The organism is Streptomyces montanus, from assembly GCF_005786655.1.
GTDB lineage: Bacteria > Actinomycetota > Actinomycetes > Streptomycetales > Streptomycetaceae > Streptomyces > Streptomyces sporangiiformans.
Genome location: NZ_VBZC01000083.1, coordinates 17,958 through 35,385 on the forward strand (window position 1 = coordinate 17,958; position 17,428 = coordinate 35,385).

Here is a 17,428-nt window from a genome sequence, read left to right on the forward strand (position 1 = left end):
GAGACAGGGAGGCGGTTCAGCTCGCGCGGTCGAGCGGTTCGAAGCCCACGCGCAAGCGCATGCCGAGCGCCACGGCGAGGCGTTCGAGCAGTGGCAGAGTCGGCATGGTGCCCCCCGCCTCGAACCGCGCGATCGCAGGCTGCAGCAGCCCGGCCACCTGCGCGAGCTGCGCCTGCGTCATTCCCAGGGCCTCGCGGCGCTCCCGCACGGCTGCGCCCAGCTCGAAGCGGATCCTGGCGGCGTCGTACGCCTCCCGGGCCTCCGGTGACGCAAGGGCCTCGTTCCGCAGGTCGTCCCAGCTTCTGCGTTCGCTCATGGCCTCGCTCCATCCGAACCGAGTCCCTGTCCAGGTGGGACCGCAGCTCCCGGAGCTTGCCGTCCAGCTGTCGCGAGTACGGCTCGCCGAGCAGCGGTCCACGAGTGGCCAGCAGGTCGACGTAGAACGCGACCGTACCGCGATGGTTGCCTGTCAGCCCGAGGAACCATCGCTCCACCTCCGGCTCGAGCTCAACTTCACCCCACACGTCATAACAGCGACGTTATGAACAGCGTAGCTTGAGTGCTCGAAGATCGCCTGAGGTGCACTCGATCGTGTGGCGGACGCCGCTCGGCGTCAGACGGTGAACCGCCCGAATCGCCCCCGGTGGAACAACAGCGGAGCGTCATCGCCCTCGGACGTCCCCAGGGCGTCCACCCGCCCCACCACGATCAGATGGTCCCCGCCGGTGTGCACGGCGTGGATCGTGCAGTCGATCCACGCGGGCGCACCCTCGAGCCGCGGCGACCCGGACACCGGAGCCGCGTCATGGGCGACGCCCGCGAACTTGTCCGTCCCGCTCACCGCGAACCCGCGGCACAACTCGCCCTGGTGCGCCCCCAGGACGTTCACGCAGAAGACGCCCGCGCGAGCGATCCGCGGCCACGTCGTCGATGTGCGCGCGACCATGAACGCGACCAGCGGCGGGTCGAGGGAGAGCGAGGAGAAGGACTGGCAGGCGAAGCCGGCGGGGCCGTTCTCGCCCTCGGCGGCGGGTGCGGTCACCACGGTCAGGCCCGTCGCGAAGTGGCCCAGTACGCGCCGGAATTCGGCCTGGTCGACCGGCGCCCGCTCGTCGTCGCCGACGGCTCGCAGCTCCGGACGCGGCAATGCCTCGACGGGCCCCGCCACGGTGGCGGACCCGGCCGACCTGAGGTAACGGACGGCGGCTGCGGCCATCCCTGCGTGTCCCATCACGCCCTCCATTGAAGCTGACGGTGCGTCAGATAGGAAGGGGCGGTCCAGGGAGTGGTCCGGGGATGGTCCAGGGAGTGGTCCGGGGTGGCCCGGGTGGTCGGCTCAGCGGCCGCTGAACTCCGCCCCCCGGCGCTCCACGAACGCCGTCACCCCCTCCTTCGCGTCCGCCGTCGTCATGTTGATCTCCTGGGCGGCTGCCTCGGCGGCGAAGGCGGTGGGGCGATCGGCGTCCAGTGACGCGTTCACCAGTTGCTTGGTGAGCGCGAGGGCGCGGGTCGGGCCGGCGGCGAGGCGCTCGGCCCACTCGCGGGCCGTCTTGTCCAGCTCCTCGGCCGGGACCACGCGGTTGACCAGGCCGAGGCGTTCCGCGTCCGCGGCCGTCAGCGCGTCCCCGAAGAACATCAGCTCCTTCGCCCGCTGCGGGCCGACCAGGCGGGGAAGGAGGTAGGCGCCGCCGCCGTCGGGGACCAGGCCACGGCGTACGAACACCTCGATGAACCGGGCCGGTTCGGCGGCGAGGACAAGGTCGCAGGCGAAGGCGAGATGGGCGCCGATGCCCGCCGCGGTGCCGTTCACCGCGGCGATCACCGGCTTCTCGCAGTCGAGGACCGCGGCGATCAGGCGCTGGGCGCCGAGACGGATGACACGGGCCACGTCCCCGGCCACCCGTTCCCCGGAGGGCGGACCGCCGCGCAGATCGGCGCCCGCGCAGAAACCGCGGCCCGTCGCGCCGATCACGACGGCTCGTACGTTCGGATCGGCGGAGGCTTCCGAGAGCAGCTGAATCAGACGTTCGCGCTGGTCAGAGGTGATGGCGTTCATGGCTTCCGGGCGGTTGAGCGTGATCCGGGAGACCTGGTTGTCAGTGGCGTGCAGTACCAATGACTCGGGAGAGAGACGGGAGTCGGAGGACTCCCGGGATGCTCCTCGGTTTGTAGGGGATGTACGGGATGCACGGGGGGAGTCGGGCATGAAGGTGCTCCATTTCGTACGCGCGGCCGCGGGGCTGTGGCTGTGGCTGGGGCATCGGCTGAGGGCGGCGACTTCGGCCTCAGCGGCACACCGCCAGCGCGTCCAGAGCGACGGCCCCCTGCCCCTGGGGCAGCACCATCAGCGGGTTGATGTCGAGCTCCGCCAGTTCCCCGTCGAGTTCCAGGGCCATGCGCTGGACCCGGAGCACGACCTCGACCAGCGCGTCGAGGTCGGACGGGGGACGCCCGCGAACCCCCTCGAGCAGTGCCCGCCCGCGCAGCTCGGCCGGCATGGCCCGCGCCTGATCCTCGCCGAACGGCGGCACGCGGACGGCCGTGTCCCGCAGCACCTCCACCAGGACACCGCCGAGCCCGACCGTCACGGTCGGCCCGAAGAGCTGGTCCTGCGTGACGCCGACGACCATCTCGACGCCGGGCTCGACCATCTGGCACACCAGCACCCCGTCGAGCGACACCCCCTCGTAGCGGGCGATGTCGGTCAGCTCCCGATAGGCGTCCCTGACCTGGCTGGCGGAGGTCAATCCGATCTTCACCAGACCGAGTTCGGTCTTGTGGGCGAGCTGCGCGCCGGAGGCCTTCATCACGACGGGGTAGCCGACGAGCCCGGCCGCCCGCACGGCCGCCGCCGCGCTGGTCACCAACTGCTCGCGGGGTACGCGGATTCCGTACGCCCGCAGGAGCTGCTTCGCCGCGTGCTCGCTCAGCTGCTGTCCCGGCCGCATCAGCGCCTGCGCCTTGCGGTAGGAGGGCGAGGGCGTGCGCGGTGCCTCGTCGAAGGGGGAGCGGTACGAGGCGGTGAACCGCGCGTGGTCGAGATGGGCGCGGACCGCCGTGATGCAGTTCGCGAAGGTACGGAAGGTGGCGACGCGGGAGGAGCCGAGCAGCGTCTCGCGGTACGCGGCCTCCGTGCCGACCGGCGATCCCCACACCACGCACACCAGCTTGTCCGTCTGTTCCGCCGCGTCCACCAGGTCCTGCGCCAGCTGGTCGCTCATCGGAGGGAAGGGCCCGGTGATGGGGCAGATCAGCACGCCGACCGCCGGGTCGTCGAGGATCGCGTCGATGATTTTGCGCCCGCGCCAGTCGCCCACGGGGTGCCCGCCGTTGTCGACCGGGTTGGCGACGTCGAGGTACTCCGGTATCCACTGGTGCAGCTCGGTCTGCTTGGCGTCCGACAGCCGGGGCAGCCGCAGCCCCGCCTCGGCCGCCAGGTCCGAGAAGTGCGCGCCCGTGCCGCCCGAGATCGAATAGACGACGACGCCGTCGGCACGCGGCGTGCGGGCGCGCGCCAGCAGGGCGGCGGTGTCCTGGAGTTCGTCGAGCCCGTCGACGCGGATCACGCCGTACTGCCGCATCGCCGCGTCCACCACCGCGTCGGCGCCGGTCAGCTTGCCGGTGTGTGAGGCGGCGGTCCGGGCGCCGGTCTCGGTGCGGCCGACCTTGACCGCGACGACGGGGACGCCGCGCCGGGCGGCCCGGTCGGCGGCGAGCATGAAGGAGCGGCCGTCCTTCAGCCCTTCGACGTAGCAGGCGATGGCGCCGACCTCCGGCTGCTCGGCGAAGTAGGAGATGAAGTCGGCGGTCTCCAGGTCGGCCTCGTTGCCGGTGGGCGCCCAGTGCGAGAGCCGTACGCCCAGCTCCTGCATCGTGAAGACGGGACGCCCCTGGTGCCCCGACTGCGTGATCAGCGCGATCGCGGGTCCGTCCAGGTCGTCGCGGAACCTCTCGAAGGCGTTGAGGTTCGTGTTCGGACCCAGCAGCCGCAGCCCGGAGCGCTCCACGGCGGCGGCGAGGCGGGCCTGCGCGGCGGCGCCCTCCGCTCCGGTCTCGGCGAAGCCGGAGGCGAAGGCGACCGCGAACTTCACCTTGGCCTCCGCGAGTTGCTCGATCACGGGAAGGGGGTCGGAGACCAGCAGTACGGCCAGATCGATCTGTTCGGGCAGGTCCGCGACAGAAGGGACGCAGGATATGCCGAAGACGGACTGACGGGTCGGGTGCACCGGGTGCAGCCGCGCACCGACTCGCTCGGCCCAGGTGAGTAACTGCCGTGTGATTCCGGTGTTCGGCCACCCCTCGGCGTCCGAGGCGCCGATGACGGCCACGGACTCGGGACGGAAGAAGCGATCCAGTTCGGGAACGCCGGCGTACAGCGCCCGGCCGCTGACATCGAGGTCGTCGGTGGCCGCGGGCCTGCCGTGCACGGCAGGCGCGGGTTGCTCGCCGCAGGCGATGACCCGGGCCCGGCGGGAGTCGGTGGTGAGGGTGCCGTGGGTTGATCCAAGCATCGGTCCGCCCGCTCCTGTGTGACTGCCAATAACTGACGCAGTGTCAGATTACTGAACTGACGCCACGTCAGGAACTGGTCTGCGCGCAAAGAACTTGTGGCGGGCACGTGGTGCGGGGCGTGGCGCAGGGCCTCAACGCCGACGCCGGGTTCCCGGCTGAGGCGCCCTGCGTCTGCCCTCGGTCTCAGGTGTACCCGGGCGAGCGCTGCCCCTACCCTCCGGCATGTGCTGACAGGGGCCCGACCTGATGGGTCAGGCGGACCCGCCGCGGCGGCTCTTGAACCACCATGCCCCGCCGACGAGGACGAGTACGGAGGCGCCGATGCCGAGAGGTACGGCGAGGGACATGTCGTCGTCTTCCTCGGTGCTGTCCGACGCGGCCTTCGCGGAGGTCGTCGGGGTCGGTGACTTTGCCGTCGGCTCGGCGCTGGAGGTGGCGGGCTCCTCGGTGGGTGTGGGGCTGACCACCTTGGCGCCGGGGGCGGCGGGCTTCAGCTCCAGGCGGGGGGCGGGGTGGCCGTGGCCGTGCTCGTCGCCGCCGCTGTCGTTCAGTTCGATCCAGCGGTCGACCTTGCCGTCGTTGTAGCTCTGCAGGGTCTTGAAGGCCAGTGACTTGGCGTCGGGCAGCTGCCGTACGGTCACGACGTACTCCGCGTCCTCGCCCACGGCGAGCTTCTGCCCGGAGACGGTGTAGCCGCGACTGGTGGGGGCGAGTTTCCAGCCCTTAGGGCCTTCCTTGTAGGTGATGTCGCTCGGGGTGATGCCCTCGGGCAGGATCACCTCCAGCTTGCTGATGCCGGCCGAGTCGGACTCCGACTCGGCGGAGAACGTCAGCGCGACGTTCTGGGCGAGCGCGCGGGCGCCGTCGGCCTCGACTTCCGCATGGGCGGAGGCCGGCCCGGCGGTCGCGACGGCGGCGGCGAGCACGACTGCCGTGAGGGCGCCGAGGCGGCGTGCCGCATACGCCGGATTGGTGCGGGACACTTCGGGACTCCCTCGTGGTGGTGTGCTTCGTGATGGAGCTTCTGCTGTTCGCTCAAGAGGTCGGATCGTCCGCAGGAGGAGTTCCAGGGCGGTCAGGTGATCCAGGTCACAGGCTGGGCGGGGCGGTTGGGATGGGCCCCGATTGCTGCCGCGGCCCGGACTCCGAGCCGGGCCGCGGCAGCAACCTACGGCTTGTCAAGCGGCTGCCGCGGCTACCGGCTGGGCACCATCGGCCTCGTGCAGCGACTCGATCAGTGAGCTGCGGGCGCGGGCCACTCGCGAGCGCACCGTGCCCACGGGGCAGTCGGTGAAGCGCGCCGCTTCCGCATAGGGCAGTCCCAGTATCTGGGTCAGCACGAACGCCTCGCGGCGTTCGTCGGGCAGCGCGGCCAGCAGCTCCGCGAGGGCGATGCCGTCCTCGAAGCCCTGCAGGCCCCGCGGCTGGGCGCGTTCGGCCGCCGACTGCCAGTCGTCGGTGTCCGCCAGGCGGGGCCGGGCGGCGGCGTACCGGATGCTGTCGATCACCGCGCGGCGTGCGATGGACAGCAGCCAGCTGCGCGCCGAGGAACGGCCTTCGAAACGGTGCAGGCTGCCGAGGGCCCGCAGGAAGGTGTCCTGGGTCAGGTCGTCGGCGGCCTGCGGATCGGCGCCGAGGTAGGTCACGTAGCGGCTGACGTCTCGGTGCAGGGCACGGACGAACTTCTCGACGGCGTCAGGGTCGCCGCCGCGGGCGGCGAGCGCCCAGGCGGTTATCGACTCGTCACGCGAGCCGTGCAGGGTGGGGGTGAACACCTGGTGTCCTTCTCGGGATCCGGGAACCTGGACCGGCACAGGGGCGCGGCGGTTCCGGTGACTGTTGACGTACGGCCGCACAGGTGTGCGCGGCCGATGCCCGAGGCGAGGCGCGGAGTGTTGTGGGTCGCGGTGCGCGACGACGGCGCCGTGAACGGCCTCGGGGAACAGGCTGTCGTCAGAGGACAGCGGTCCCGGCGGGCGGACCCCGAGAAGTGATGGCGTGGACGAGGAGAAGCTGCCGCAGCGCACGGTCGGAGCGGCGTCGGCGGGCGCGGACGCGTGGGCGGTGCGGCGGCAGAGGCGGCCGGAGCAGCAGGCGCAGAGGGGCGACGAGCCATCCGGCGAGAACCCGCAGGATGCGGAAGGCGGCGCGCTCGCCGTGAGCGAGCCACAGGCCGCACACCAGGGCGGCGGCCAGGTGGGCCGACAGCATGCCGGTCGAGGACATGCCGTCCATGACATGACCCGCGTGGGCCATCGAGGACATGCCGTCCGTGCCGCTCGTCGAGATCATCGACCCCGCAGAGCCCGACCCCACAGAGCCCGAACCCGAAGGGCCCATGGAGGGCATGCCCGCCATGTCGTGGCTCATGGAGTGCATGGACCTCGCAGGACCGTCGGAGTGCGAACCGGTCCCCCGCGGGGAGCACAGCAGGTGGCGCGCCCACCGCTCGGCGAGGGAGGCGCCGCCGGCCGGTTCCGGCCGTACGACCGCCTGCGCGAGCGAGAACAGCGCGTGGAGGAACACCTGTGTGGCGACCGTCAGTGAGCCGACCACGAGGAGTCCGCGTTCGCGGTTGGCCAGGCCCCACGCCATCCCGCCCGCCGCCACGGCTCCGACGGCCGGCGCCCACCCGGGAACCGCGACAGAGGACGTCATCGCGTGTCCCTGGACAGCGAACAGCACGCAGACGGCCGCGAATAACGCGGCCCTCAGCGCGCGAGAACACCGTCCAGCAGTCATGGCGGCCTCATCCTTGCATCAGCGCCTCCGCTGTCGCAGAGCGGTACGGCCGCTGCCCGGGTGCTCCACTCAATCCGGCGTATGTGATCCAGGACACAACGGCGTACTTCCCGTAGCCCTCCCCGGAGTTCGGGACCAGCGGTCTCGTCGCCACCGCTCGCGTCGAACCGGTTTCAGTCCGCGATGCGGGACGGCTTGCGTGTCGTGTTGCGGGCGATCGTTCGGGCGATCTTCTGGGCGTCGAGGGCGAGTTCGCGGAGTGTGCCGCTGATGGGGGTGGTGAAGCCGGTGAAGTACAGGCCGGGGGCGTTCTTCGGGGTGCCGGCGCCGTGGACGACCGGGAGGCCGCGCTCGTCCAGTACGCCGAGGTGGCCGACGACGTCCTCCAGGGCGCGCCGGTAGCCGGTCGCGGCGATCACGACGTCCGGGCCGATCCGGTCGCCGTTCGCGAGGACGACCTTGCCGTCCTCGAATCCGTCGACCGCGGCGACGATCTCGACCCGGCCCTTGCGCACGGCGTCGATGAGGCCGACGTCCTGCACCGGGATCGCGCCCTCGTTGGCGCGCGAGTAGAGGCCGGTGTCGGGCCGGGGCAGTCCCTGGGCCGACAGGTCCGGCACGCTGACCTTCGCCAGCGTCCTGGCCAGCCGGTCCACCAGGCCGACCGGCAGCCGCCGTATGAGGATCGCGGTGAACTGGGCCGCCCAGCCGGCCGTGGACCGGCGCACGATGTGGGGCGTGGTGCGCACCGCGAGCCGGACCCGCGAGGCCCCGCCCTCGACGAGGTCGACGGCGAGCTCGGCGCCCGTGTTGCCGGCGCCGACTACGAGGACGTCACGGCCGGTGAAGGGGGCGGAGTCGCGGTACTCGCGGGCGTGCAGGAGTTCGCCGGTGTACGCGTCGCGGCCGGGCCAGTCGGGCATGTGCGGCGTGTGGTTGTAGCCGGTGGCGATCACGACCGCGCTGCCGGTCAGTTCGCGGCCGCCGGTGGCGTGCAGCGTCCAGCCGGTCCCGTCCGTGGCGGGCTCCACGCGGGAGACCTCGACTCCCGTCACGACCTCCAGGCCGTGGTGCTCCGTGTACTTCTCCAGATACCGCACCACGTTGTCCCGCGCGACCCAACGCCCGAAGGAGCGCGGCATCGCGAGGCCCGGAAGCGCGGACAACCGTCTGGTCGTGTGCAGACGCAGCCGGTCGTAGTGCCGCCGCCAGGACGCCCCGACGTGCTCGGACTTCTCCAGTACGACGGCTCGTACGCCCTGGGCGCGCAGGGCGTACGCCGCGGAGAGCCCGCCGGGGCCGCCGCCGATGACGTACACGGGGCGGTCCTCGTGGGCCGGCACCGTGGGGTGGGTCCGAGAAGGTGTCGTTTCGCGAGCGTCGGCCATGTGCCGAGCGTATTCAGATGGCCGATTGGTGGGTCTCGGTCAAGCCCGAAATCGGTTGCGAATCGATCACGGCTGTAGGGGATATGTGGGGAGGTCGTGTGGCGATCCGCCACTGCGCGGAGGGGTGGCGAGGGGGGCGGAGAAAGGGGTCGCGAGGGGGCGGCGAGGGAGGGGCGGCGAGGGAAGGGCGGCGAGGCAGGCCTCTTGCGGACCGCCTCCCCTTGCGCTGAACTGACGTACCGTCAGGTTCAAGGTGTCAGGGGAGGGGCTGTGATGGGCGCGCGGTTCGATGTGCCGGAGATCGATGCCTTCACCCGTACCTACTGGGAGGCGGCCGCCCGGGGCGAGTTGCTCGTGCGCCGGTGCGGAGGGTGCGGGCGGGCCCACCACTACCCCCGCGAGTTCTGCCCGTACTGCTGGGGTGAAGACGTGTCGTGGGAGCCGGCGAGCGGGCGCGCCACGCTCTACACCTGGTCCGTCGTGCACCGCAACGACCTTCCGCCCTTCGGTGAACGCACGCCGTACGTCGCCGCCGTGGTCGATCTCGCGGAGGGGCCGCGGATGATGACCGAGGTGGTGGAGTGCGAGGCGGGGGCGCTGCGGGCCGGGATGGAGCTGGAGGTGGCGTTCCGGGAGGCGGGGGAGGTCATGGTTCCCGTGTTCCGGCCCCAGAGGTGAGGCAGGAACGCGTACAGGTTTCAATGGGGCGATGGCCCATGTCCACGAGCAGTTCCTCACCACACCCTTACCCGAGCTGCACGGCCACGGTCTGCGGCTGCGCTCCTGGGACGCGGAGTCCGACGCCGACACCGAGACGTGGCTGCGCGGTCTGACCGACCCGGAGTTCCAGCGCTGGAACACCCCGATCAAGCTGATCACGGACATCGACGCTGCCCGGGACTCGCTCCGCTCGCGGGCCGAGAGCGCGGCGGACGGCAGCGGCGCCTCCTTCCGCGTCACCGACGAGTCCACCGGCGTGACGCTCGGCCACATCGGCGTCAACGAGATCAGCGCCGTCACGCGCTGCGCCCGCGTCGGCTACTGGGTCCTGCCCGAGGCCCGCGGTCATCAGGTCGCCACCCGCGCCCTGGCGCTCGTCGCGAGCTGGGCCCTGTCCGAACTCGGCCTCCACCGCCTGGAGTTGGGGCACGCACAGGGCCACGAAGCGTCCTGCCGCATAGCCGAGCGCTGCGGGTTCCTGTACGAGGGCACGCTGCGGGGGGCGATGTTCGAGGCGGGACGGCACGACGCGTTCCGGGACGTACACCTGCATGCGCGGATCGCTACGGATCCTGAGCCCGGGGTGGGGTAGCCCGGGGGCAGCTGGGGGCAACTGGGGGGTAGCTGGGGGTCGGGAGGCGGATAACTGCTGGCCGCGGCGCGTAGCCGCGCGGGATTATGGTTCGCATGCCTCCCACGCGTTCGCCTTCGCCTTCGTACGACTGGCGGTTCACCCATGACCTGGGGGTCTTCCTCGACCGCGCCGGACGTTTCCTGCGGTCCGAACCCGCCCTGCACACCGTCCCGTTGACGGTCACCGACGCGCTGCGTACGCGCGGAAGGCGGGCGTACGGGGAAGAGGCTCCGTACTTCGCGTGGCTCACGGACTCGGAGGGTGCCGTGGGCGCGACGGCCCTGCGGACGCCGCCGCACTGCCTGCACCTCACCGCCATCACCCCCGAGGCCGCCGACGCGCTCGCCGGGCGGCTCGCGGAGACGGGCGGGACGCTGCCGGGAGTCGGCGGCCCGGCGGAGACGGCCGCGGAGTTCGCGGCGGCATGGGAGCGCCGTACGGGAGCAGCCGCCCGGCTCGAGACGCGGCACCGGCTGTACCGGCTCGGGACGCTCACGGTGCCCGAGCCCGCCCCGCCCGGAAGGGCGCGGGTCGCCACCGGGGAGGACCATGAGCTGATCGCGCGGTGGTACGGGGAGTTCCGGGCGGCGATCGGGGAACAGGCGCGGGAGGACCCGGACAGGTGGGCCGAGGCACGGATCGCCTACGGCGGGATCACGCTGTGGGAGCTGCCGGACGGCGCGCCCGTCGCCATGGCGGGAGCCACGCCCGAGGTCGCCGGGCAGGTGCGCGTCGCACCCGTCTACACGCCGGGGCCGCTGCGGGGGCGAGGGTACGCGGGCGCGGCCACCGCCGAGTCCAGCAGGGCGGCGCGGGCCACGGGCGCCGACGAGGTGCTGCTCTTCGCCGACCTGGCCAATCCGACCAGCAACGGGCTCTACCAGCGCATCGGCTACCGCCCGGTGCGGGACTTCGCCACGTACCTGTTCACGGCCACGTAGCGGCCCTCGCAGCGGCCCTCGTTCAGGGGCAGACTCAGGGCCAGAGCAACTCCTTGACCCAAGTGTCGTCCGTACGCCGGTAGTCCAGCCGTACGTGCCGCCGCCGCGCGTCCCCCTGGAAGAACTCCACCTCGTCCGGCGCGAGCACGTACACCGTCCACGACGGCACCGACGCGTCCGGCTCGCGCTGCGCCCGCTCCCACGCGGCCTCCGAGGCGCGCTCCAACTCCTCGTACGAGGGCAGCACTTCGCTCTGGTGGCCCACGAGCGCGGCGGCCAGCGCCCCCGTGGAACGGGCGTGCAGATCGGCGTCCGCGACGTCGGCCGGGGCGACCGTCACCCGGCCGCGCACCCGAACCTGGCGGCCGAGCGCCGGCCAGTAGAAGCCGAGCGCCGCGTACGGCCGGGCGGCCAGGTGCCGGCCCTTCCGGCTGCCCGTGTGCGAGGCGAAGTGCCAGCCGCGCTCGTCCGCGCCGTGCAGCATGACCGTGCGGACGTCGGGGAGGCCCTCCTCATCCGCCGTGGCGAGCGACAAGGTGTGCGGCTCCGTCTGACCCGCCGCCACGGCCTCCGCGAACCACGTGGTGAACAGGGGCAGCGGTTCGGCGGGCGCGGCGGCCGGGTCGAAGGAGGGCAGCTCGGTGACCTCCGGGTCCCACACCCGCAGCGACCTCAGCAGCTCGTGAAGATCCGTTCCCATGCCTCGATTGTCACCGGCTCGGGACCTCACACGGTACCCAGGTCGGACGAGACCCACCTCTCCGGGCGCATGTGGACGATGACCTGCTCGCCGTGGTTCTTCCAGGCGAAGTCCACGTACTCGTCCACCTTCTCGGCAGGGAGGTAGCGGGCGGAGATCTCGCGGAGCTTCTCGACGGTCGCGGGGACGGTGTCGATCACCGGGCCCTCGACCGACACGTACCGGATGGTGGGTTCGAGCCGGTCGATCATCAGGGAGAACCGGCCCGCGGCCTGAATGAGCTTGTTCTTGCGGGAGTCGAGCCCGGTCATGATCCAGATGTCGCCGCCGGGCGTGTACTCGTACCAGATCGGCACGGTGAGCGGCGCCCGTCCCGGACCCGCGTCCACCGCGAGCGCCGCGATGTGCGGCTCGGCCAGGAACTGCTCACGCTCTTCGCGGTTCAGGGCCATGTCGGTCTCCTCCAGAGGGGGTTGACGTCTCGGCCTTTGCGTCAAGCGTCCTGGACGGTTGGGTATTCCGGACTACCACAGCTGCCGCAGGTGATCCCGCAGTCTGCGCGCGACCTGTGCCATGAGGGCCTCCGCACCGGGCTGGCTGCCGGCCGGGACGAGTGACTCCGTGAGGGCGGCGACGGCGAAGGCCTGACCGTCGGCGTGCTCGACGACGCCGACCTCGTGGCGGAGGTTCAGGAGCGAGCCGGTCTTGGAGGACCAGGTGCTGGCGTCGGAGCTGAAGTCCGGGGCGAGCCGGTGCCGGAGCACGTTGTGGGCCATGAGGTCGCGTACGCGCTCGGCCACTTCGGGGTGGATCTTCGACGGTGTCCACAGAGCCTGGAGCAGTTCGACCCAGGCGCGTGCGCTGCCGGTGTTGGCGCGGGTGGTGTCGAGTTGGGGCACCCGGTGGCCGCGGCCGCTGGTGCCGGATTCGATGGCCAGGGCGTGGGCGAGATGGACGTCGGCGGCGTCGAAGCGTTCGACGGGGGTGTCGGTCAGCTCGTCCATGGTGTGCCGGACGGTGATGTCGCGCAGGCCGAGCTCGTGGAGGATCTCGGCGACCCGGGCGGGCGGGGTGAGGCCGAACAGAGCGTCGGCGGCCTGGCTGTCACTCAGGCAGGTGCTCAGATAGAGCAGGTCGTCGACGGCGATCCGGGCGGGGTGGCGGAACCGGCTCAGCCCGATCGGTCCGACCGTGGTGATCCGCCCGGGGGGCACGTCGAGTGCCGTCGCTCCGTCGAGTTCGCCCCGTCGGATGCGTTCGAACGTCGCCAGCGCGAGCGGGACCTTGACCAGGGACGAGGACGGCAGCTGGGTGTCCGGCTCGATGCCCAGCTCCTCTCCCGTGTGCAGATCCCGCACGAGCAGGCAGCCGTGCAGGCCGCCGTCGCGCAGCTGCCCGCGCAGGTCATGCAGTAACGCCTCGGTGCTCAAGTACCTGCCCCTCCTGAGGTTTCCGCGCCGAGACAGCGGGCGACGGCGTCGCCCAGGCGCGCTTCGATGAGCTGTGGGTTGCCGTCTCCGGCGGCGGCGAGGGCGAAGCCCCGGCCGATCGCGATCTCGCCGATGGGCCGCCAGGCCAGGGCGAGTTCCTCGGCCTGGGCGGGGGAGCACAGCAACAAATCGCGTGAGCACAGGACTTCCGCCGCGGCGGTCGTCAGGTCCGGCGCGGCGACGAGCTGTGCGGGCCGCAGGCCGACCGCGTCGCGCAGGCGCGTCAGCGGGTCGCGGATGTGCGGCACGTCGTCCTCCGGCTGGATCCAGACGCGGCGGGCGGGGCCGGAGGAGGCGCGTCCGACCCGCAGTGTTTCGAGGTAGACGCGCTTCACGCCGGGATCCCGGGCGTCGGCCAGCCCGAGCGGTACGGACCATCTCGCGTCGTCCGTCGGCACCGCGAGCAGGGCGGCCCGCACCTGCTGCGCGTGGAGGAGCTCCGTGCGCTGCGCCGGTCCCGCGACGCGGAGATCGAGGGTGACGCCGTGCCCGCGTGCCTCGGCGACGAGGCGGGCGAGACCGGCCGTGGAGCAGATGCCGGGCACCGCGAGCCGCCACGGCTTGCGCTTGGCGGACTCCGCCTCGTGCAGCAGCACGTCGGCCGCCTGAACGAGCTGTCTGGCCGTCGGCAGCATGTCCCGGCCGAACGGGGTGAGGACGGCACGCCGCGACGTGCGCTCGAACAACGGCTCACCGAAGCGGTCCTCCAGCGCGGCGACGCGACGGCTGGCCACGGACTGGGACATCCGGGCGGCGGCCGCCCCGACGGTGAAACTGCCGTGCTCGCTGACGCTGACGAACGCCCGACACGCTGCCACCAGATCCACAGCGGGAACCCTATGCCAGATCCAGCGCCCAACTCCTATGCGGAATCAGCATGGAACGGAGCATTCGCGTATTGGACCGCATGGCCGCTCGGCGGTGAGGTTGATCCCCGGATCTCCGAGCTCATGACCATCCAGGAGGCTGGACCATGCAGACCACGCGACACACCCATGCCCGCCGCGCGCTTCGCGGTGCGTTAGCCGCGCTCGCCCTTGTTGTCCCGCTCGTCGCCTGCGGCCAGGACGGTTCCCCGGCCTCGTCGGCTTCGTCGTCCTCGTCGTCCTCGTCGTCGTCCCGGTCCGCCGTGACGATGGCCCCGATCGCGGCGGCGAAGCCGGTCACCGGCGAGCTGAAGGAACTGGAGCGCAAGTTCGACGCCCGGCTCGGCGTCTACGCGATCGACACCGGCACCGGGCGCGAGGTGGCCTACCGGGACGGCGAGCGGTTCGGCTACCACTCCACGTTCAAGGCGCTCGCCGCCGGCGCCGTGCTGCGGAAGTACAGGCTGACCGGGATGAACGAGGTGATCAAGTACTCCAAGGACGACCTGGTCCACAACTCGCCCGTCACCGAGAAGCACGTCGAGACCGGGATGACCCTGCGCGAGCTGTGTGACGCCGCCGTCCGCTACAGCGACAACACCGCGGCCAACCTGCTGTTCGACGCGCTCGGCGGCCCGAAGGGTCTCGAAGCCCAGCTCAGGAAGCTGGGTGACGACGTCACCATGATGGAGCGCGTCGAGCCCGGACTGAGCGACTGGGGCCCGGGCGAGAAGCGGGACTCGACCACTCCTCGGGCGCTGGCCAAGGATCTGCGCGCGTACGTCCTCGGAGAGATCCTCCGCAAGCCCGAACGAGCCGAGCTCACGAAGTGGCTGAAGACCAACAAGACCGGGGACGAGCTCATCCGGGCCGGGGTGCCCGAGGGCTGGGTGGTCGGCGACAAGACGGGTGCCGGCAGCGGCTACGGCGGCCGCAACGACATCGCTGTGGTCTGGCGCCCCGGTGCCGCCCCCATCGTCATGGCGATCATGTCGAACCGCGACAAGGCGGAGGACACCTACGACAACAAGCTGATCGCGGAAGCGGCGACCGTGGTCGCCGACAGGCTGTCGTAGCGTCGTGCTGCCGTAGTGGCCTCAGCCCCGGCCGAGCACGACCGTCCCGGACGGGCAGAACCGGCCGCCGTACCGGAGGTGACGGCCGGCCGGGGCGCAGGCCTCCGTCACGGTTCGGCCGTGGCCGCTCGGGCGACCGTGTACGCGGAGTCTCTGAAGTCCGCCACCACCCGGAGCCCCCCGGTCCTCACCCCCGTCCCAGCACCACCGTCCCCGAAGAGCAGAACCAGCCCCCCCCGTACCGGAGGTGACGGCCGGCCGGGGCGCAGGCCTCCGTCACGGTTCGGCCGTGGCCGCTCGGGCGACCGTGTACGCGGAGTCTCTGAAGTCCGCCACCACCCGGAGCCCCCCGGTCCTCATCCCCGTCCCAGCACCACCGTCCCCGAAGAGCAGAACCAGCCCCCCGTGCCGGAGGCGACCGCCAGGCTGGGTAGCCGGCCGTCCCTCCGGCGGACCTGTCGCGCGCCCGCCTCGCCCCGCAGTTGGCGCGCCGCCTCCACCAGCAGGAACAGCCCCCGCATCCCCGGGTGCTGGGCCGACAGGCCGCCCCCGTCCGTGTTCACCGGCAGGTCGCCGCCGACCAGCAGCCGGCCCTTCTCCACGAACGCGCCGCCCTCGCCCTTCGCGCAGAAGCCCAGGTCCTCCAGGGTCACGAGCGTCATGTACGTGAAGGCGTCGTAGATCTCCGCCACGTCCACCTCGTCCGCCCGGACGCCCGCCCGCTCGAAGGCGATCGGCCCGCTCACCGCCGCCGGTGACACCGTGAAGTCCGGCCACTCGGACATGGTGGTGTGCGAGACGTGCTCCCCGGTGCCGAGCACCCACACCGGCCGCGTGCGGCAGTCCCGTACGTACTCCTCGGCCGCCAGCAGCACCGCCGCCCCGCCGTCCGAACGGATGCAGCAGTGCAGCCTGGTGAAGGGATCCGCGATCATCGGCCCGGACAGCACCTCGTCGACGGTGATCGGGTCCCGGAACATCGCCTCGTCGTTCGACGCGGCGTTCGCCCGCGCCTGTACGGCGATCGAGGCCAACTGCTCGACGGTCGTGCCGTATTCGTGCATATGGCGCCGCGCGGCCATCGCATACTTCGCGATCAACGTGTGCCCGTACGGAACCTCGAACTGCAGCGGCCCCCGCGCACCGAAGGACAGGTCACCGGTGCGCCGGCCCGCCTTGATGTCCGCGCGGGCCGTGGACCCGTACACCAGCAGGACCGCGTTCGCGTGCCCGGCGGCGATCGCGTCCGCCGCGTGGGAGGCCATGACCTCCCAGGTCGAGCCGCCCACCGACGTCGAGTCGACCCACCTCGGTCGAAGGCCCAGATACTCCGCCACCTCGATGGGCGCGAGCGTGCCGAGGCCCGCCGAGGCGAAGCCGTCGACGACCTCGCGGCCCAGCCCCGAGTCGGCCAGCGCTCGGCGGGCCGCCTGGGCGTGCAGAGCGTAAGGGGTCGCCTCGTTCACGCGGCCGCAGTCGGAGAGCGAGACGCCGACGACCGCCACCTTCCGCTGAGTCATGAATCTGACGGTACATCAGATGAGCTTCGCTCCGGCAGGCCGTCGCGCCTCTGTGCATCTGAAGGTCGCCGCTCTAACATGACGCGCCGTCAGATCCGAAGGAGTGTGTGCCCATGGATGCCCGCTTCACCACCGATCAGGACGAAATCCGCCGCACCCTCCGAAAGCAGCCCGGCCTCGCGCTCCCCGAGGCGTACGGGGGAGTCGGCTGCTCGGCGACCGAACTCGCGCTGGTGAGTGAGGAGTTGGGGCGCGACCTCGCCCCCTCTCCCTTCCTGGCCACCGCCGTGCTGAGCGGCCCCCTGCTCCTCGCCCTCGGCAGCGAAGCCCAGCGCGCCTCGCTGCTGCCGCGCCTCGCCTCCGGTGAGCTGACCGCCGCCCTCGCCGTCTCCGGCGCCGGGCTCGCCTCCGCCCTCGGGCTGACCGGCAGCAACGGCGACGGGGTCTGGGCGGGCGGCGGCCGGGCGGGCGGTGTGCAGGCCAGGCAGGTGGACGGGGTGTGGCGCCTGTACGGGCAAGCCGAGCAAGTGCTGGACGGGGACAGCGCGGGGCTCCTCCTGGTGGCCGCGCACACCGGCGGGTTCGCTCGTGCGCGCACCCTGCTGTTCCTGGTGCGGGAAGGGGCGGACGGCCTCGTCCGTGTACGGCAGGCGTCCCTCGACGAGACGCGACCGCAGGCGCGCGTCCAACTAAGGGACGTGGTAGCCGAGTTGCTGGGCGAGGAGACACCTGGCGCCGCAGACCGCGCGGGGGGTGCCGAGCCCGCCGACGCGGCGGGCGCGCTGGCCGCCGTGGGGGACGCGGCCGCCGCCGTGCTCGCCACGGAGGCCGTCGGGGCC

At 72.0% G+C, this 17,428-nt stretch carries 18 protein-coding genes; 5 read left to right on the plus strand and 13 right to left on the minus strand.

Features of this window, described 5'->3' with window-relative positions; genetic code table 11:
* Nucleotides 1–16 precede the first annotated feature (16 nt).
* From FE633_RS42370 to FE633_RS42410, 8 genes are all read right to left on the minus strand, one after another.
* Entirely contained in the window at nt 17–316 is a 300-nt protein-coding gene (locus FE633_RS42370) for a helix-turn-helix domain-containing protein (protein WP_138050501.1), read from the minus strand.
* 297 nt (nt 317–613) lie between these two features.
* Entirely contained in the window at nt 614–1,231 is a 618-nt protein-coding gene (locus FE633_RS42380) for a flavin reductase family protein (RefSeq protein ID WP_138050502.1), read from the minus strand.
* A gap of 105 nt (nt 1,232–1,336) precedes the next feature.
* On the minus strand, nt 1,337–2,206 hold the full coding sequence (locus FE633_RS42385) for an enoyl-CoA hydratase/isomerase family protein (protein WP_138050503.1): 870 nt from the start codon (nt 2,204–2,206) through the stop codon (nt 1,337–1,339).
* Between the two features lie 79 nt (nt 2,207–2,285).
* Complete coding sequence (locus tag FE633_RS42390) at nt 2,286–4,511, minus strand: acetate--CoA ligase family protein (RefSeq protein ID WP_138050504.1); 2,226 nt, start codon at nt 4,509–4,511, stop codon at nt 2,286–2,288.
* 252 nt (nt 4,512–4,763) lie between these two features.
* Nucleotides 4,764–5,495 carry a DUF1775 domain-containing protein gene (locus FE633_RS42395; RefSeq protein ID WP_138050505.1) on the minus strand — a complete coding sequence of 244 codons (732 nt, stop codon included), beginning with the start codon at nt 5,493–5,495 and terminating at the stop codon, nt 4,764–4,766.
* 195 nt (nt 5,496–5,690) lie between these two features.
* The gene (locus FE633_RS42400) at nt 5,691–6,287 is read right to left on the minus strand and encodes a sigma-70 family RNA polymerase sigma factor (protein WP_246114086.1); all 597 of its coding nucleotides are present in this window, start codon (nt 6,285–6,287) and stop codon (nt 5,691–5,693) included.
* 178 nt (nt 6,288–6,465) lie between these two features.
* Nucleotides 6,466–7,170, minus strand: coding sequence for a hypothetical protein (locus FE633_RS42405; RefSeq protein ID WP_342791266.1), 705 nt, complete (start codon nt 7,168–7,170; stop codon nt 6,466–6,468).
* A gap of 257 nt (nt 7,171–7,427) precedes the next feature.
* A complete protein-coding gene (locus FE633_RS42410) occupies nt 7,428–8,642 on the minus strand; it encodes a flavin-containing monooxygenase (protein WP_138050508.1) in 1,215 nt (404 codons plus the stop codon).
* A gap of 273 nt (nt 8,643–8,915) precedes the next feature.
* Here FE633_RS42410 and FE633_RS42415 point away from each other — a divergent pair, with 273 nt between their 5' ends.
* The 3 genes from FE633_RS42415 to FE633_RS42425 all read left to right on the plus strand — a co-directional run bounded on the left by FE633_RS42415 (nt 8,916) and on the right by FE633_RS42425 (nt 10,937).
* A complete protein-coding gene (locus FE633_RS42415; RefSeq protein ID WP_138050509.1) occupies nt 8,916–9,320 on the plus strand; it encodes a Zn-ribbon domain-containing OB-fold protein in 405 nt (134 codons plus the stop codon).
* A 31-nt stretch (nt 9,321–9,351) separates the two neighbouring features.
* Nucleotides 9,352–9,954, plus strand: a complete 603-nt coding sequence (locus FE633_RS42420) for a GNAT family N-acetyltransferase (RefSeq protein ID WP_138050510.1) — start codon at nt 9,352–9,354, stop codon at nt 9,952–9,954.
* A 95-nt stretch (nt 9,955–10,049) separates the two neighbouring features.
* Nucleotides 10,050–10,937 (plus strand): GNAT family N-acetyltransferase, encoded by an 888-nt coding sequence (locus FE633_RS42425; RefSeq protein WP_138050511.1) that lies wholly within the window; start codon nt 10,050–10,052, stop codon nt 10,935–10,937.
* Nucleotides 10,938–10,971: 34 nt separating this feature from the next.
* Here the strand turns inward: FE633_RS42425 and FE633_RS42430 are convergent, their stop codons facing one another.
* From FE633_RS42430 to FE633_RS42445, 4 genes are all read right to left on the minus strand, one after another.
* On the minus strand, nt 10,972–11,637 hold the full coding sequence (locus FE633_RS42430; RefSeq protein WP_138050512.1) for a pyridoxine/pyridoxamine 5'-phosphate oxidase: 666 nt from the start codon (nt 11,635–11,637) through the stop codon (nt 10,972–10,974).
* A gap of 26 nt (nt 11,638–11,663) precedes the next feature.
* A complete protein-coding gene (locus tag FE633_RS42435; RefSeq protein ID WP_138050513.1) occupies nt 11,664–12,089 on the minus strand; it encodes a pyridoxamine 5'-phosphate oxidase family protein in 426 nt (141 codons plus the stop codon).
* 72 nt (nt 12,090–12,161) lie between these two features.
* Nucleotides 12,162–13,067 (minus strand): serine hydrolase, encoded by a 906-nt coding sequence (locus FE633_RS42440; protein ID WP_138050514.1) that lies wholly within the window; start codon nt 13,065–13,067, stop codon nt 12,162–12,164.
* Complete coding sequence (locus tag FE633_RS42445; RefSeq protein WP_138050515.1) at nt 13,064–13,954, minus strand: LysR family transcriptional regulator; 891 nt, start codon at nt 13,952–13,954, stop codon at nt 13,064–13,066. The genes FE633_RS42440 and FE633_RS42445 overlap by 4 nt, the downstream gene beginning before the upstream one ends.
* Nucleotides 13,955–14,100: 146 nt before the next feature.
* Here FE633_RS42445 and bla point away from each other — a divergent pair, with 146 nt between their 5' ends.
* Nucleotides 14,101–15,069 (plus strand): class A beta-lactamase, encoded by a 969-nt coding sequence (gene bla / locus FE633_RS42450; protein WP_138050516.1) that lies wholly within the window; start codon nt 14,101–14,103, stop codon nt 15,067–15,069.
* Nucleotides 15,070–15,425: 356 nt separating this feature from the next.
* Here bla and FE633_RS42455 read toward each other — a convergent pair whose 3' ends face one another.
* Nucleotides 15,426–16,589 carry a thiolase C-terminal domain-containing protein gene (locus FE633_RS42455; protein ID WP_138050517.1) on the minus strand — a complete coding sequence of 388 codons (1,164 nt, stop codon included), beginning with the start codon at nt 16,587–16,589 and terminating at the stop codon, nt 15,426–15,428.
* Between the two features lie 113 nt (nt 16,590–16,702).
* Between FE633_RS42455 and FE633_RS42460 the strand changes: the two genes are divergently transcribed.
* Nucleotides 16,703–17,428: acyl-CoA dehydrogenase family protein (locus FE633_RS42460; RefSeq protein WP_171060349.1), on the plus strand; the 726-nt coding region annotated here is incomplete at its 3' end.

Excerpts from the sequence above, each read along its gene's own strand:
- FE633_RS42370 (WP_138050501.1), bottom strand. The coding sequence starts at position 316 with ATGAGCGAACGCAGAAGCTGGGACGACCTGCGGAACGAGGCCCTTGCG.
- FE633_RS42380 (WP_138050502.1), bottom strand. The coding sequence starts at position 1,231 with ATGGGACACGCAGGGATGGCCGCAGCCGCCGTCCGTTACCTCAGGTCG.
- FE633_RS42385 (WP_138050503.1), bottom strand. The coding sequence starts at position 2,206 with ATGCCCGACTCCCCCCGTGCATCCCGTACATCCCCTACAAACCGAGGA.
- FE633_RS42390 (WP_138050504.1), bottom strand. The coding sequence starts at position 4,511 with ATGCTTGGATCAACCCACGGCACCCTCACCACCGACTCCCGCCGGGCC.
- FE633_RS42405 (WP_342791266.1), bottom strand. The coding sequence starts at position 7,170 with ATGACGTCCTCTGTCGCGGTTCCCGGGTGGGCGCCGGCCGTCGGAGCC.
- FE633_RS42410 (WP_138050508.1), bottom strand. The coding sequence starts at position 8,642 with ATGGCCGACGCTCGCGAAACGACACCTTCTCGGACCCACCCCACGGTG.
- FE633_RS42415 (WP_138050509.1), top strand. The coding sequence starts at position 8,916 with ATGGGCGCGCGGTTCGATGTGCCGGAGATCGATGCCTTCACCCGTACC.
- FE633_RS42420 (WP_138050510.1), top strand. The coding sequence starts at position 9,352 with ATGGCCCATGTCCACGAGCAGTTCCTCACCACACCCTTACCCGAGCTG.
- FE633_RS42425 (WP_138050511.1), top strand. The coding sequence starts at position 10,050 with ATGCCTCCCACGCGTTCGCCTTCGCCTTCGTACGACTGGCGGTTCACC.
- FE633_RS42430 (WP_138050512.1), bottom strand. The coding sequence starts at position 11,637 with ATGGGAACGGATCTTCACGAGCTGCTGAGGTCGCTGCGGGTGTGGGAC.
- FE633_RS42435 (WP_138050513.1), bottom strand. The coding sequence starts at position 12,089 with ATGGCCCTGAACCGCGAAGAGCGTGAGCAGTTCCTGGCCGAGCCGCAC.
- bla (WP_138050516.1), top strand. The coding sequence starts at position 14,101 with ATGCAGACCACGCGACACACCCATGCCCGCCGCGCGCTTCGCGGTGCG.
- FE633_RS42455 (WP_138050517.1), bottom strand. The coding sequence starts at position 16,589 with ATGACTCAGCGGAAGGTGGCGGTCGTCGGCGTCTCGCTCTCCGACTGC.